The sequence below is a fragment of the Corynebacterium sp. HMSC034H07 genome (assembly GCF_001815175.1).
GTDB lineage: Bacteria > Actinomycetota > Actinomycetes > Mycobacteriales > Mycobacteriaceae > Corynebacterium > Corynebacterium hiratae.
In genome coordinates this window covers 937-13,981 of the sequence record NZ_KV819526.1, presented here as the reverse complement: position 1 = coordinate 13,981, position 13,045 = coordinate 937, and the positions used below count along the sequence as shown (strand labels likewise).

Here is a 13,045-nt window from a genome sequence, read left to right as displayed (position 1 = left end):
ATCCTACTCTCACCTGCCCTTTTCAAAACTACGTTGGGCCGTAGTTGCAACTACGCCATTGCGTAGTTAGTCTTTTCGAATATCACCTATCCCACTTATGGCTAAGGCCAGGATGAGCAGGATTGCTATGTCAGACTCACCAGATTTGGTGTATTTTTCTAGCGTTTCAGAAAATACAAAAAGATTCGTCGAACGCTTAGATAGACCCGCGGTGCGCATTCCACTGCGCCCCAAGAAAACCGGGATGATCCAGGTTTCACACCCGTACGTACTCATCGTTCCCACCTACGGCGGAGGCTCGCTCAAACGCGCAGTCCCCAAACAGGTCATCGACTTCCTCAATGACCCAATCAACCGCTCCTTTATCCGGGGCGTTATTACCTCAGGGAATACCAACTTCGGAAGTGCTTACTGCGTCGCCGGACGCATCATTTCCGCCAAGTGCCACGTACCCGAGCTGTATCACTTCGAGCTTCTCGGCACCCAGAAGGACATTGCCACCGTAAAGCAGGGCCTTCAAAAGTTTTGGGAGCAGCAAAAGCAGCTAACGATGACACCCCATTAATCCCCCACAAGATGAAGAACACATCCGCATCACACAGATTGGAAAACACAATGTGGCCTCTCGATGCCACCCCCACACAACCTAATGGCACTACGCCCCGCACCGTTTCAGCAGACAATGCCGGCGGTGTCGGCAAGCGCAAAAGCTACCACGCACTCAACGCGCAGCTGAACTTGTTCGACGCTTCTGGAAAAATCCAGTTTGACAAGGACATTCAGGCAGCACAAGACTATGTCACACACCATGTCGCTCCCCGCATGCAACAGTTCGATTCCACCAAGCAACGCTTGGAATGGTTGGTTGATAACGAGTACTACGAGCGGGATTTCCTTGAGCTTTATGATGACGCCTTTCTGTGCGCCATGTACGACAGAGCACACCAAGCTAAACACCAGTTCCGCACCTTCCTCGGCGCATTTAAGTTCTTTACTTCATATGCACTGAAAACCTTTGATGGCTCCCGATTCCTAGAAGGCTACGAAGAACGTGTCGCCACCACAGCTTTATACCTTGCACAGGGCGACGAAGAGCTCGCAGAAAAGCTGGTGGATGACATCATGACCGGACGCTTCCAGCCCGCCACCCCTACTTTTCTCAACGCAGGCAAAGCCCAGCGCGGCGAAATGGTCTCCTGCTTCCTTCTGCGAATCGAAGACAATCTGGAGAGCATTGGCCGCAGCGTGAACTCTGCACTGCAACTATCAAAGCGCGGTGGTGGAGTGGCCTTGTTGCTGAGCAATCTGCGCGAATCCGGAGCCCCGATCAAAAAGATTGAGAACCAGGCTTCCGGCGTAGTCCCAGTCATGAAAATTCTCGAAGATAGCTTCAGCTATGCCAACCAATTGGGCGCCCGGCAGGGCGCTGGAGCCGTCTACCTGCATGCGCACCATCCAGATATTCTTCGCTTCCTGGATACCAAGCGGGAAAATGCCGATGAGAAAGTCCGCATCAAGACTCTTTCGCTGGGGGTTGTTATTCCAGATATAACCTTCCGGCTGGCCAAAGAGAACAAGGATATGCATCTTTTTAGCCCGTATGACATCGCTCGCGAGTACGGCGTAGCCATGTCTGACATGTCCATCACCGAGTGCTACGACGAGTTGGTTGCCAATCCGCGAATTTCTCACACGACCATTAAGGCCCGCGAGTTTTTCACCACGCTGGCTGAGCTTCAGTTTGAATCCGGATACCCCTACATCCTCTTTGAGGATACGGTCAACCGCGCTAATCCCCTCAAAGGACATATCAATATGTCCAACCTGTGTAGTGAAATCCTCCAGGTCAACACGCCATCGACCTACGGAGCTTCGGGTGACTACACCACCGTCGGCCAGGATATTTCCTGCAATCTAGGTTCGCTCAACATTGCGAAGGCTTTTGAATCACCGGACTTTGGGGAGACCGTCGAAACCGCAGTACGTGCCCTCACGAAGGTTTCAGACCTGACGAATATCGAAGCTGTTCCTTCCATCGCTCACGGAAATGCCTCCATGCATGCCATTGGTCTGGGCCAAATGAATCTCCACGGCTTCCTTGCTTCACAGCGTATTCCTTATGGCTGCGCCGAGGCACTGGACTTTACAAATATCTATTTCCTCACGGTGACCTACCATGCGCTCCGCGCATCCCATGCACTCGCGGTTGAAAAAGGTCAACGATTCACAGGCTTCGAAGAATCCACCTATGCCACTGGCGCCTACTTTGACAAATACATCGACAAAGACTGGGTGCCAGCCACTGAACACGTAAAACAGCTCTTCCATGAAGCAGGCGTGCAGATTCCTCAACGCGAGGATTGGCTACGGCTCAAGAAACAAGTGATGCAAGACGGCATCTACAACGCCTACTTGCAGGCAGTTCCACCCACTGGATCAATTTCCTACATCAATGACTCCACCGCGTCCATCCACCCGATTGCCTCCAAAATTGAAATACGCAAGGAAGGCCGCTTGGGGCGCGTGTACTACCCCGCGCCGGAAATGACCAACGACAACCTGGAGTATTTCGATGACTCCTACGCCGTGGGATACAAAAAAATCATCGACACCTACGCCATGGCCACCCAACACGTGGACCAAGGACTTTCCCTGACCTTGTTCTTTACCGCTGATACCACCACGCGGGACATCAACAAGGCACAAATCTATGCCTGGAAAGCCGGAATCAAGACCCTCTACTACATCCGTTTACGCCAATCCGCGCTCCAAGGAACCGAGGTCGAAGGCTGCGTCTCCTGTGCTTTGTAGGAGCACGGCCCTCCCCTTGTCTACAACCATTCACTCAGAAAGAAGGAAGCTATGTCTTCAACATCAAACAGTGCTGAACTAACCAGCATTTCAGTTACTCCGCCGAGCTACCGGCATGATCCTTCAGCCCGCATCCGCGCCATCAATTGGAACCGGGTGAGCGATGACAAGGATCTTGAAGTGTGGAACCGTCTCACCGCCAATTTTTGGTTGCCAGAGAAGGTCCCGCTTTCTAATGATCTCCCGGCGTGGCAGAAGATGACACCCGAGGAACGCAACCTCACCATGCGGGTGTTCACGGGACTCACCACCCTGGATACTGTCCAGGCCACTGTGGGAGAAATCTGTCAGATTCAAGATGCCCGCACCGAACACGAGGAGGCCGTGTATACCAACATCGCCTTCATGCAGTCAGTCCATGCCCGTTCATACTCTTCAGTGTTTTCTACCCTGAGCAGTACAAAGGAAATTGATGAAGCATACCGCTGGGCGGTGAATAACGACCTTCTCCAGGCACGCGCCAAGAAAGTGCTCGCGCACTATTTTGGGCCGGATCCACTCAAACGCAAGGTGTCATCGACGCTGCTTTCCTCATTGCTTCTCTACGCGGGTTTCTATCTTCCCTTGCACTTTTCTGTCCACGCCACCCTGACAAATACGGCAGACATGATTCGCCTCATTCTGCGTGACAAGGCAGTGCACGGCTACTACTCGGGTTACAAATATCAGCGCGGTCTTGAATCCACGACCCCGCTACGGCAGAAGGAGATGCATGATTTCACCATTTCTTTGCTCGAAGAGCTTTATGCACTAGAGCTGGACTATTCCGGCGAGCTATATGAGCCTTTGGGACTCATGGATGATGTAGCCGTGTTCGTTCGCTATAACGCCAATAAGGCACTCATGAATTTGGGCTACCCGGACTATTTCCCGCCCGAAGAAACGGAAGTGAACCCAGAAATCCTCGCCGCCCTAGCCCCCGGAGCAGATGAGAACCATGACTTCTTCTCTGGATCTGGTTCCTCCTATGTCATTGGTACTGCTGAAGAAACGAGTGATGATGACTGGGATTTCTAAACCTTTTCCGCGACCGGACCAAGGAAGCTGGCTTGAGACCATCGCGCTGTTTGAAGCCATCCGCGAAGGAAACCAACCCGCAGCCATGCGGCTGTTGAATACATCCGCCGCACGAGAGGCCGTCCTCGGGGGGCTTCTAGGACTCATCGAACTGTACTTCCGCCATGAAGAAGGAGACAAAGTAGATGGCTTCCTCACCGCCGCCCACGCTGCCGGCCCACCACCGGCCTTTGGCTGCAAGCCTTTTCTCCCTTGACCACGTCTCCCTACACCCAACTAAGAAAGAAGGTTTACCATGACCACCCCACGTATCAGCGTTATCGTCGGCAGCCTGCGCCGAGAGTCATTTGCACGCAAGATTGCACACGAGGTGCTCACGATGATCCCTGAAGACTACGAGGCAAACATCGTGGAAATCCGTGACTTGCCGCTCTATGACTTCGACTACGATGACCCCGCCGTCACGGACAAGCCCACTCCGGCTGAGTACACCACCTTTCGCGAGACCATCAAGAACTCGAGCGGGATCCTCTTCATTACGCCAGAGAACAACCGCACTATCCCTGCCTGCCTCAAGAACGCAGTGGACATCGGCTCTAAGCCCAACTCAGATGTGGCGTGGAAGAACCTTCCCGCAGGTATCATTAGCCACTCTGTAGGCCGCATGGGCGGCTACAGTTCACAGAAGAACCTTCGCCTCGCCCTGTCCTACTTCGATATGCCGCTCCCTGGTCAGCCCGAAGTATTTCTGGGCCAATCCCCCACCCTTTTCGAAGAGTCCGGACATCTCAATCAACGTACCGCAGACTTTGTCAAGGATTACGTCATGCGCTTCCTGCAGCTAACCGACGAGGCCGGTAGAGCCACGAACGGCTAGCGATATCCCTAGCCAACACCCATCACGCCCTCTACGAAGTACTCAAAGACTCCTAGAGGGCGTTCACAATGACAAAACCCCGGATTCAGGCTCATCCTTGAGTTACCTGAATCCGGGGTTTCATGCGCGCTCGCCACCACACATGTGGCAGCAGCGCGTTACAAGCGGGAGATTACTTCTCCTCGGAAGCTTCAGCAGCGTCCTCTTCTTCGATCTCACCGAAGTACTGGTCAACGTCAACCTTGTTGCCGGCCTCGTCAGTAACCTCGGCGCGGCAGATAGCCGTTGCCAGGGCCTTGCCGCGGCGAACGTCAGAGAACAGGTTGCCCAGCTGGTTGCTGGACTGCAGCTGCTGGATGAACTGGTTCGGGTCCATGCCGTAAGACTGCGCGGTGAACAGGATGTGGTCGGTCAGCTCCTGCTGGGACACCTCCGGCTCCTCGATCTCAGCCAGGGCGTCGAGGAAGAGCTGGGTGCGAACGGATTCCTCAGCGGACTTGCGAGCATCAGCGTCGAACTCCTCGCGGGTCGTGCCCTGTGCCTCAAGCAGCTGGGCCAGAGCCTTCTCGTCGTGAGCCAGCTGACCCATGACCTGGTGCAGCTGAGCGTGAACCTGCTCATCAACGATGGAGGACGGCAGCTCGAAGGAAACCTCTGCCAGAGCGGCCTTCAGGACCTCATCGCGGATGGCGGCAGCCTGCTCGGACTTCTTGGACTCCTCGACGCGGGTCTTGGTGTCCTCGCGCAGCTCGTCGATGGTGTCGAACTCGGAAGCCATCTGCGCGAACTCGTCGTCGAGATCCGGCAGCTTGCGCTCCTTGGTCTGCTGGACATGGACCTTGACGGTGGCCTCGTCGCCCTCGTGCTCACCGGACTGGATGGTGGTGGTGAACTCGTTGTCCTCGTCGGTCTTCATGCCGCGCAGGGCAGTGTCGAGGCCCTTGATGAGGTTGTCGTCACCAATGCGGTAGGTCAGCCCCTCGTGGGATGCCTCCTCCAGCTTGGTGCCGTCGACCTCAGTGGTGATATCCACGATGCAGAAGTCACCGGTCTTCATCTTGCGCTTGGTGTCCTTAAGCTCACCGAAGCGGGAAGCCAGATCCTCGAGCGCCTTGTCTACGTCTTCATCACCGATCTCGAGCGCCGGCACCTTGACGGAAATCTTGGAGAAGTCCGGCACCTCAAACTCCGGACGGATATCTACCTCAGCGGTGAACTCGACAAAGTCGTTGTCCTCCAGCTTGGCGATGTCGATCTCCGGCTGACCAATAACCTTGAGGTCATTTTCTTCAACGGCCTGCTCGTAGCGGGACGGCAGCATGTCATTGACTACCTGCTCGAGGATGGGGCCACGACCAAAGCGGGCGTCGATAAGCTGGCGCGGAGCCTTGCCCTTACGGAAACCCGGGATGGAAACCTGCTGCGCGATCGCCGCGTAGGCCTGATCGATTTCCTTGTCCAGCTCAGCAAACGGAACGTTGACGGTGAGCTTGACGCGGGTATCGCTCAGCTTGTCTACGGTGGTCTTCACGAGAAACTCTCCTGATTGTGATCGTTCAAAGATGAAATTAAGGGGCCTGGATGAGTGTCCAGGCCCCCATACGTCGGGGCGACAGGATTTGAACCTGCGACCCCCTGCTCCCAAAGCAGGTGCGCTACCAAGCTGCGCCACGCCCCGTATGGAAAGCCTCTGCGCCGGGAAGTTCCGCACGCAGCTGCGCTTCATACTGGGGCTAGTGTACCGATAGCTGCTTGACTATCCCAACACCGGCCCCAATTAAACTTTGTTTCCCCACGTCAGGGGCAGCTTTAGCGCTAGAAGTCGAAGTCGAAATCAAACATTCCGCCATCACCCCCGTCGCCGCCAAAGAGGCCATCGAAGAAGCCGCCTTCCTCGCCTCCCCCGGCGTCACCGGCGCCCATGTCTCCGGCACCATCCATGGCACCGGGGTCCATGCCGTCGGCGCCGCCCATGTCTCCGCCCCAGTCACCGCTTTCTGCGGCTGCGGCGGAGTAACCAACGCCGGACATGCCCGCGAACATCGCGTTGAACATCATGGAGTAGCCCACCATCCACACGCCGGTGGTCAACGCGTCAGCCCACCACGGGCGTGAGTACCAACCGGCCGGGACCGGGCGTCCTGCTACGACACCACCCGGGTAGTAGTTGGGGGTTTCTGCAGATGCGCTTGGCGACGCCGTCAGCGTCTCCCCGTTTGCCTCCACCGTGCGGGTCTCCGTCACCTTGCCGGCCTGGCGCTGGCCCTCCAGCGGCGGCAGCTCTGGGCCCGGATCCATGCCCATAATCTCGCGGGCGGCCGCAACATAGTAAAGACCCTCCAGCGCAGATTCGCGCGCTAGGTGTGCTTGCTTGACCGTCGTGGCCTGGGAAATCGCAGAGTTCGCGGCGGTAAAACGCTCGGACGCATCCGCCATGGCCTGCTGGGAGGCGGTGTCCGTTCCGCTTAAGTTCATGACCTGTCCACCAAGGCGCTCGGTCCAGCGGCGTGCATCCGCCATCGCGTCCTCAAAACGCTGGGATTCACGCAGCTCTTGCTGCTTCTTCCCGTTGCGCGAGGACAGGAACCATGCGCCGCCACCGACGACGAGGATAAGGAGCAATAACGAGCTCACGAAAGCACCACTTTCATCTCAGAGTTGAATTGCGTGTTGAACTATGTGTTGTTTTGCTTGTACACCTACTCAAAGTAACGCGCTTTACCCCGCTTAAGTTCCCATTTTCCTTTCAGCGACCACGTGCGCTAAAGTAATCGGCACGCCGATTCAACGGCTTTCAAAGTCAAGGCCTTGAAAGTTGAAGATTGCCGGTTGTGGGAATGTCGTATAGTGGCTAATACCTCAGCCTTCCAAGCTGAAGACGCGGGTTCGATTCCCGTCATTCCCTCCACGAAAAGCTGCATTGACCACCTATTTTAGGTAGCCGGTGCGGCTTCAGTCGTTTTTCACATTCGTTAGCGCCCATGGCTTGTTTTGCCGCCGCATCATGCCTGGCCATGCATCTTTTCTGTCAGAATGCGCCGCCCCTACGTAGAGTGGGCCGCATGACTGTACCCATTATTGAACTCAACGACGGCAACACCATCCCCCAGCTCGGCTACGGTGTCTTCAAGGTAGAACCCGACAAGACCGAGGAACTGGTCCTCGAAGCCCTCAAGGTGGGCTACCGCCACATCGACACCGCTGCCATCTACGGCAACGAGGAAGGTGTGGGCCGCGCGATTGCCAAGTCCGGCATCCCCCGCGAGGAGCTGTTCATCACCACGAAGCTGTGGAACGACCGCCAGACTGATGCGGCCGCAGCTCTCGACGAGTCTTTGGAGAAGCTAGGTCTCGATTACGTGGACCTCTACCTCATCCACTGGCCCTGCCCAGATAACGGCCACTACGTCGAGGCATGGAAGCAGCTCATTGAACTAAAGAAGGCCGGCAAGGCCAAGTCCATCGGTGTTTCCAACTTCGAACTCGAGCACCTGGACCAGCTAGAAACCCAGACTGATGAGACCCCCGTGGTCAACCAGGTGGAGCTGCACCCCTACCTACAGCGCTGGCGTGAGCTCGATGCCTTCCGCGCCCACCAGGTGCACATCGAAGCCTGGGGCCCACTAGGCCAGGGTAAGACGGACCTTTTCGAGCAGCCGGAAATCACCGAGCCTGCCGAAAAGTATGGCGTCTCCCCCGCCCAGGTGATCATCCGCTGGCACCTGCAAAATGGCGTCATCGTGTTCCCGAAGTCCGAAAACCCGGAGCGCATCGCGCAGAACTTCGATGTATTCGGCTTCGAACTCGATGAATCCGAGATGGCTGCGATTACTGATCTTGACCTCGGGGAAGAGGGCCGCGGCGGCACTCACCCCAAGGACATGAACTAGGCCTCCGGAAGCTCCGGCGGAATGTTGGTGCGCTCGTACTCAGCAAGAATGTCGATGCGGCGCTGGTGGCGCTCAGCACGGGACCATTCCTGATCCAGGAAGGCATCCACGATCGCGAGTGCCTCCTCCTCGGAGTGCATGCGGCCACCGATACCGATGAGCTGGGCGTTGTTGTGCTCGCGGGCCAGGCGTGCGGTCTCCGGGGACCACGCCAGGGCGCAGCGCGCGCCCTTCACCTTATTCGCGGCGATCTGCTCGCCGTTGCCGGAACCGCCCAGTACGATGCCGAGCGAGCCCGGATCGTTGACGGTTCGCAGCGCGGCCTCAATGCAAAATGCCGGGTAGTCATCCTCGGCGTCGTACTCGTGGGCACCGCAGTCAATGACGTCGTGGCCCTGCTTCTTCAGGTGCTCGGCGATGATGTTTTTCATCTCGAACCCTGCGTGGTCTGCTCCTAAATAAACGCGCATGGCCCACATCCTACCGGCCTGTGGGCCATCCCACGCACTAAACCTGCGGGGATTCGGTGCGGGAGCGCTTGAGTTCGAAGAAGTACGGGAACTTGGCGAGGCGCACGGAGGCGTCGAAAAGCTCGCCGGCTTCCTCGCCGGTGGGAACGCGGGTAATGACCGGGCCGAAGAAAGCGGTATCGCCGAACTTCACCACCGGGGTGCCGACCTCATCGCCAACCTCAGAGATGCCGCGGTTGTGGAACTCGGTGAGCTTCTCATCCATCTCTTCGGTGTTGGCCACGGAGGCGAAGGTGGAGGGGAGGGAGACGTCGTCAAGCGCCTGCTTGATGATGTCGTCGTAGGCGCCGTAACCCTTCTTGCCACCCTGGCCCTCCGTGTGGATGCGGGTGCCCATGGCGGTGTAGAAGGCGTCGACCTTGTCCGGGGCCTCCACGGCAATCTTGGCTGCTACGCGGGCAGGGCCCCAGTTGGCCTCCATCATCTTCATGTACTCCGGGTCCAAGTCGCGGCCCTTGTTGAGCACGGAGAGGGACATCGGCTGGAAGGTCACCTCGATATCGCGGACCTTCTCCACTTCCTTAATCCAGCGCGAGGTCAGCCATGCGAAGGGGCAGGAGCAGTCGAACCAGAAGGTTACTTGTTGGGCCACAGTAAATCTCCTTTGCTTGTGTAGTCTGTGGCACCCCACCCTAGGCGTGTGACTACGCTGGTGCAGAGACTTAATCACCGACGAAGAGGAGTAACCTACATGACCTCGATTAACCTCACCCGCGAGGAAGCCCAGCAGCGCTCCGGCATGCTGGAGGTAAGCCACTACGACGTCGCCCTCGACCTCACTGGGGAAGAGTTTTTCACCTCCACCACGGTGGTGAAGTTCCGAGTTAAGAAGGCCGGTTCTACGTTTATTGACTTGCGCGGTGACGAGCTTCTCGAGGTCCGCCTAAACGGCGCTCCCCTGCCCACCAGTGCTTATGACCCGACGTACGGGATCCCGCTGTCGGGTTTGCAGGTGGCGGAGTATGAGCTGAAGGTCGTGGCGAAGATTCGATACTCCCGCACGGGCGAGGGCCTGCACCGCTTCGTCGACCCGGTCGACGGCGAGGCTTACCTCTACACCCAGTTCGAGACTGCCGACGCCAAGCGCGTCTTCGCCTGCTTTGACCAGCCGGATCTGAAGGCTACGTACTCGCTGGCTCTTGAGGTTCCGGAGCACTGGACAGTGATTACGAACTCCCCCATCACGCGTTCAGGCAACACCGTGCGCGCGGCGGTGGATTACCCGCTGTCGACGTACCTGATTGCTCTGTGTGCGGGCCCGTATGTGGGCGTGACGGATACGTGGACGGGCACGCTGGCGGAGCACCCGGAGGGCTCGCCTGCTAAAACCGTTGAGGTGCCGTTGGGTATTTATTGCCGCCCCTCGCTGCTGGATTCGCTCGACGCCGAGCGCCTGTTCACGGAGACCAAGCAGGGTTTTGATTTCTACCACCGCAACTTCGGCTTTGCCTACCCCTTTGGCAAGTACGACCAGATTTTCGTTCCGGAGTTCAACGCCGGCGCAATGGAGAACGCCGGCTGCGTGACCATCCGCGACGAGTATGTTTTTACGTCGCAAGCCTCGCACTACAAGTACGAGCGCCGCGCGGACACCATTCTGCACGAGCTGGCGCACATGTGGTTCGGTGACCTCGTGACCATGCAGTGGTGGGATGACCTGTGGCTCAACGAGTCCTTCGCCACCTGGTCGGCGGCGATTTCCCAGGCGGAGGAGACCCAGTACGACACCGCGTGGGTGACCTTTGCCAACGTGGAGAAAGCCTGGGCCTACCAGCAGGACCAGCTGCCCACGACGCACCCGATTTCCACGGATGCCTCCGATATTGAGACTGTGGAGCAGAACTTCGACGGCATCACCTACGCCAAGGGGGCGTCGGTGCTCAAGCAGCTGCAGGCCTATGTGGGCCGTGAGAACTTCTTCGCCGGCGTGCGCCGCCATTTCCAGGAGCACCAGTGGTCGAATGCCACGTTCGGGGATCTGTTGCGCCACTTGGAGGAGGCCTCAGGGCGTGACCTTTCATTCTGGGCGCAACAGTGGTTGAAGACCTCAGGAGTCAACACACTGGGTGTGGCGTTGGAGGCGGACGAGTCCGGTACCATCACGCAGGCCCACCTCACCCAGCGCGGCGATACCCTGCGCACGCACCGCATCGCTGTCGGCGTCTATGCCTTGCAGGGTGAGAAGGTGGTGCGCACCGAGCGCATCGAGATGGATATCGATGGCGCCTCCACCGAGATCCCGGAACTCATCGGCCGCAAGCAAGCGGACATCGACTTCGTGCTGCCTAACGACGATGACCTCACCTACTGCCTCATCGAGCTGGATGCGGGTTCCTTAAAGTTCTTGTTGGAGAATGTCGACAAGTTCGAAGACCCCATGGCCCGCACTCTGTGCTGGTCCACCGCGTGGGAGATGACCCGCGCGGGCTCGATGCGCGCCCGCGATTTCGTGGCACTCGTCGCCCGCGGTGCGGTGGCGGAGACTGAGCTCGCCGTGCTCGAGCGCATCCTCGCCCAGGCCGCAACGGCCCAGTCCACCTACGCCGACCCGGAGTGGGCAAAGGAGAATACGCAGCTTGCCGACGCCCTCCTCGCCGGCGCCCGATCCGATGACGCCGAGCGCTCCATCGTCTTCACCCAGGCGCTGGCCGGCATCAAGCTTCACGACGCCTCCCGCACCTTCTTCCAAGAGCTCCTTAAGACCTCCTCGGATGCGGGCCTGCGCTGGAAGGCACTCACTGCGCTCATCGCCGATGGCTCGCTTGCCGACGTCACCGGCCCCGAAGCCGCCGGCGCCGCCATGACGGCGGTGGCTGAGGAACTCAACCGCGATAACACCGCGACGGGCTACCAGGCCTCGCTTAAGGCATTGGCTGCCGTAAACACCGAGGACAACAAGCGCGCAGTGTGGGACGAGATTGTCGCCGGCGAACTGGGCAACCGCGACTTGGAGTCGAAGCTAGCGGGCCTGACCTTTGTTGGCTCAGACGAGCTCCTGCCGAGTGCAGAGTTCTTCGACGTGGCGGAAAAGATCTGGTCCGCGCAGTCCAACGAGATTGCCTTGACCACGGTGACCGGCTTGTTCCCGCGCTGGGATGTCAGCCAGGAGACCCTCGACCGCGCCGACGAGTTCCTCTCCCGCGACCTGGCCGGTGGCCTGCGCCGCGCCGTGACCGAGCAGCGTGACCGCCTCGCCCGCGCCCTGCGCAACCGCGCCGTCGACCGCGGTTAACACCGCGTCTAGCCCCTCCTGTTGAGGGGCTTTTCTCGTACCAGCCCCATTACCCTTTTACCCAGGGATTTTGTTCCTCCGGTTGCGGGGTTGCGGGTGCTGGTTTAATCTTCGTGCCCATGGGGGATATCGAAACCTACCTCCGCCTCCGCAACTCGGGGATTGCGCTGGTGGAGCATATACCTGGCACCCCCGATGAGCTCCGCGCGCTCGGCGCTGACCCAGCCGACGCCACCGAACTCGCAGGCCTGCACCAGGTGTACTTCGGCCCCACCCGCTACACCGGCAAACAGAAAAAGGCACGCGCTGCCGCCATTCAACAACGCCACAGCCTAGGCACCCTCACACTCATTGAAACCTACGTTTCAAAAGTAAAGAAAACCCTCGACGCCTGGAACCTGAGAGTCAGACTTACCGCCACACCCGCACACCGCATCCCCACCGTCGCCGCCACACGCCTGAAAGAACTGCGTTCCAAACGCATAGCCAAACCAGGGGTGCGCATCACCTACCGCGCACAAGGCCCCAACACCCTTTCCATTACTGACGATGCCACTACGATTGCCAACATGCGCGGTGTCCTCGAATCCACCAACACCACCGACCTGCTTCAAGCCGCCAACGACGT

The 13,045-nt window shown here is 58.3% G+C and carries 11 protein-coding genes, 2 tRNA genes and 1 pseudogene; 9 read left to right on the top strand and 5 right to left on the bottom strand.

Annotated elements, in window-relative coordinates; genetic code table 11:
* Positions 1–97 precede the first annotated feature (97 nt).
* The 5 genes from nrdI to HMPREF3009_RS06540 are packed head-to-tail and all read left to right on the top strand — an operon-like array spanning position 98 to position 4,765.
* Positions 98–565 carry a class Ib ribonucleoside-diphosphate reductase assembly flavoprotein NrdI gene (gene nrdI, locus HMPREF3009_RS06555; RefSeq protein ID WP_070680858.1) on the top strand — a complete coding sequence of 156 codons (468 nt, stop codon included), beginning with the start codon at positions 98–100 and terminating at the stop codon, positions 563–565.
* 50 nt (positions 566–615) lie between these two features.
* A complete protein-coding gene (gene nrdE / locus HMPREF3009_RS06550; RefSeq protein ID WP_070680855.1) occupies positions 616–2,811 on the top strand; it encodes a class 1b ribonucleoside-diphosphate reductase subunit alpha in 2,196 nt (731 codons plus the stop codon).
* 51 nt (positions 2,812–2,862) lie between these two features.
* Entirely contained in the window at positions 2,863–3,888 is a 1,026-nt protein-coding gene (gene nrdF, locus HMPREF3009_RS06545; RefSeq protein WP_023020918.1) for a class 1b ribonucleoside-diphosphate reductase subunit beta, read from the top strand.
* Complete coding sequence (locus HMPREF3009_RS13450; protein WP_023020917.1) at positions 3,839–4,144, top strand: hypothetical protein; 306 nt, start codon at positions 3,839–3,841, stop codon at positions 4,142–4,144. Before nrdF ends, HMPREF3009_RS13450 begins: the two co-directional genes overlap by 50 nt.
* Positions 4,145–4,183: 39 nt before the next feature.
* Entirely contained in the window at positions 4,184–4,765 is a 582-nt protein-coding gene (locus HMPREF3009_RS06540; RefSeq protein WP_049154325.1) for an NADPH-dependent FMN reductase, read from the top strand.
* A 172-nt stretch (positions 4,766–4,937) separates the two neighbouring features.
* Here the strand turns inward: HMPREF3009_RS06540 and tig are convergent, their stop codons facing one another.
* The 3 genes from tig to HMPREF3009_RS06525 all read right to left on the bottom strand — a co-directional run bounded on the left by tig (position 4,938) and on the right by HMPREF3009_RS06525 (position 7,399).
* On the bottom strand, positions 4,938–6,296 hold the full coding sequence (gene tig / locus HMPREF3009_RS06535) for a trigger factor (RefSeq protein WP_070680854.1): 1,359 nt from the start codon (positions 6,294–6,296) through the stop codon (positions 4,938–4,940).
* A gap of 73 nt (positions 6,297–6,369) precedes the next feature.
* Positions 6,370–6,443 (bottom strand) — tRNA-Pro (locus HMPREF3009_RS06530).
* A 137-nt stretch (positions 6,444–6,580) separates the two neighbouring features.
* The gene (locus tag HMPREF3009_RS06525) at positions 6,581–7,399 is read right to left on the bottom strand and encodes a hypothetical protein (RefSeq protein WP_070680851.1); all 819 of its coding nucleotides are present in this window, start codon (positions 7,397–7,399) and stop codon (positions 6,581–6,583) included.
* 199 nt (positions 7,400–7,598) lie between these two features.
* On the opposite strand from HMPREF3009_RS06525, the gene HMPREF3009_RS06520 reads away from it, so the two are divergent.
* Both HMPREF3009_RS06520 and HMPREF3009_RS06515 read left to right on the top strand, forming a co-directional pair.
* A tRNA-Gly gene (locus tag HMPREF3009_RS06520) sits at positions 7,599–7,673 on the top strand.
* Positions 7,674–7,827: 154 nt separating this feature from the next.
* Complete coding sequence (locus HMPREF3009_RS06515; RefSeq protein WP_070680848.1) at positions 7,828–8,655, top strand: aldo/keto reductase; 828 nt, start codon at positions 7,828–7,830, stop codon at positions 8,653–8,655.
* Here HMPREF3009_RS06515 and HMPREF3009_RS06510 read toward each other — a convergent pair.
* Positions 8,652–9,125 carry a ribose-5-phosphate isomerase gene (locus HMPREF3009_RS06510; protein WP_046647313.1) on the bottom strand — a complete coding sequence of 158 codons (474 nt, stop codon included), beginning with the start codon at positions 9,123–9,125 and terminating at the stop codon, positions 8,652–8,654. The two genes, HMPREF3009_RS06515 and HMPREF3009_RS06510, sit on opposite strands and share 4 nt — an antisense overlap.
* A 37-nt stretch (positions 9,126–9,162) precedes the next feature.
* Positions 9,163–9,777, bottom strand: a complete 615-nt coding sequence (locus HMPREF3009_RS06505; RefSeq protein ID WP_070511991.1) for a mycothiol-dependent nitroreductase Rv2466c family protein — start codon at positions 9,775–9,777, stop codon at positions 9,163–9,165.
* Positions 9,778–9,876: 99 nt separating this feature from the next.
* Here HMPREF3009_RS06505 and pepN point away from each other — a divergent pair, with 99 nt between their 5' ends.
* Complete coding sequence (pepN, locus tag HMPREF3009_RS06500) at positions 9,877–12,417, top strand: aminopeptidase N (RefSeq protein ID WP_070680845.1); 2,541 nt, start codon at positions 9,877–9,879, stop codon at positions 12,415–12,417.
* A gap of 119 nt (positions 12,418–12,536) precedes the next feature.
* Positions 12,537–13,045 (top strand): annotated as a pseudogene (locus HMPREF3009_RS13560) (HNH endonuclease); the annotation flags it as partial.

Excerpts from the sequence above, each read along its gene's own strand:
- nrdI (WP_070680858.1), top strand. The coding sequence starts at position 98 with ATGGCTAAGGCCAGGATGAGCAGGATTGCTATGTCAGACTCACCAGAT.
- nrdE (WP_070680855.1), top strand. The coding sequence starts at position 616 with ATGTGGCCTCTCGATGCCACCCCCACACAACCTAATGGCACTACGCCC.
- nrdF (WP_023020918.1), top strand. The coding sequence starts at position 2,863 with ATGTCTTCAACATCAAACAGTGCTGAACTAACCAGCATTTCAGTTACT.
- HMPREF3009_RS13450 (WP_023020917.1), top strand. The coding sequence starts at position 3,839 with ATGTCATTGGTACTGCTGAAGAAACGAGTGATGATGACTGGGATTTCT.
- HMPREF3009_RS06540 (WP_049154325.1), top strand. The coding sequence starts at position 4,184 with ATGACCACCCCACGTATCAGCGTTATCGTCGGCAGCCTGCGCCGAGAG.
- HMPREF3009_RS06515 (WP_070680848.1), top strand. The coding sequence starts at position 7,828 with ATGACTGTACCCATTATTGAACTCAACGACGGCAACACCATCCCCCAG.
- HMPREF3009_RS06510 (WP_046647313.1), bottom strand. The coding sequence starts at position 9,125 with ATGCGCGTTTATTTAGGAGCAGACCACGCAGGGTTCGAGATGAAAAAC.
- pepN (WP_070680845.1), top strand. The coding sequence starts at position 9,877 with ATGACCTCGATTAACCTCACCCGCGAGGAAGCCCAGCAGCGCTCCGGC.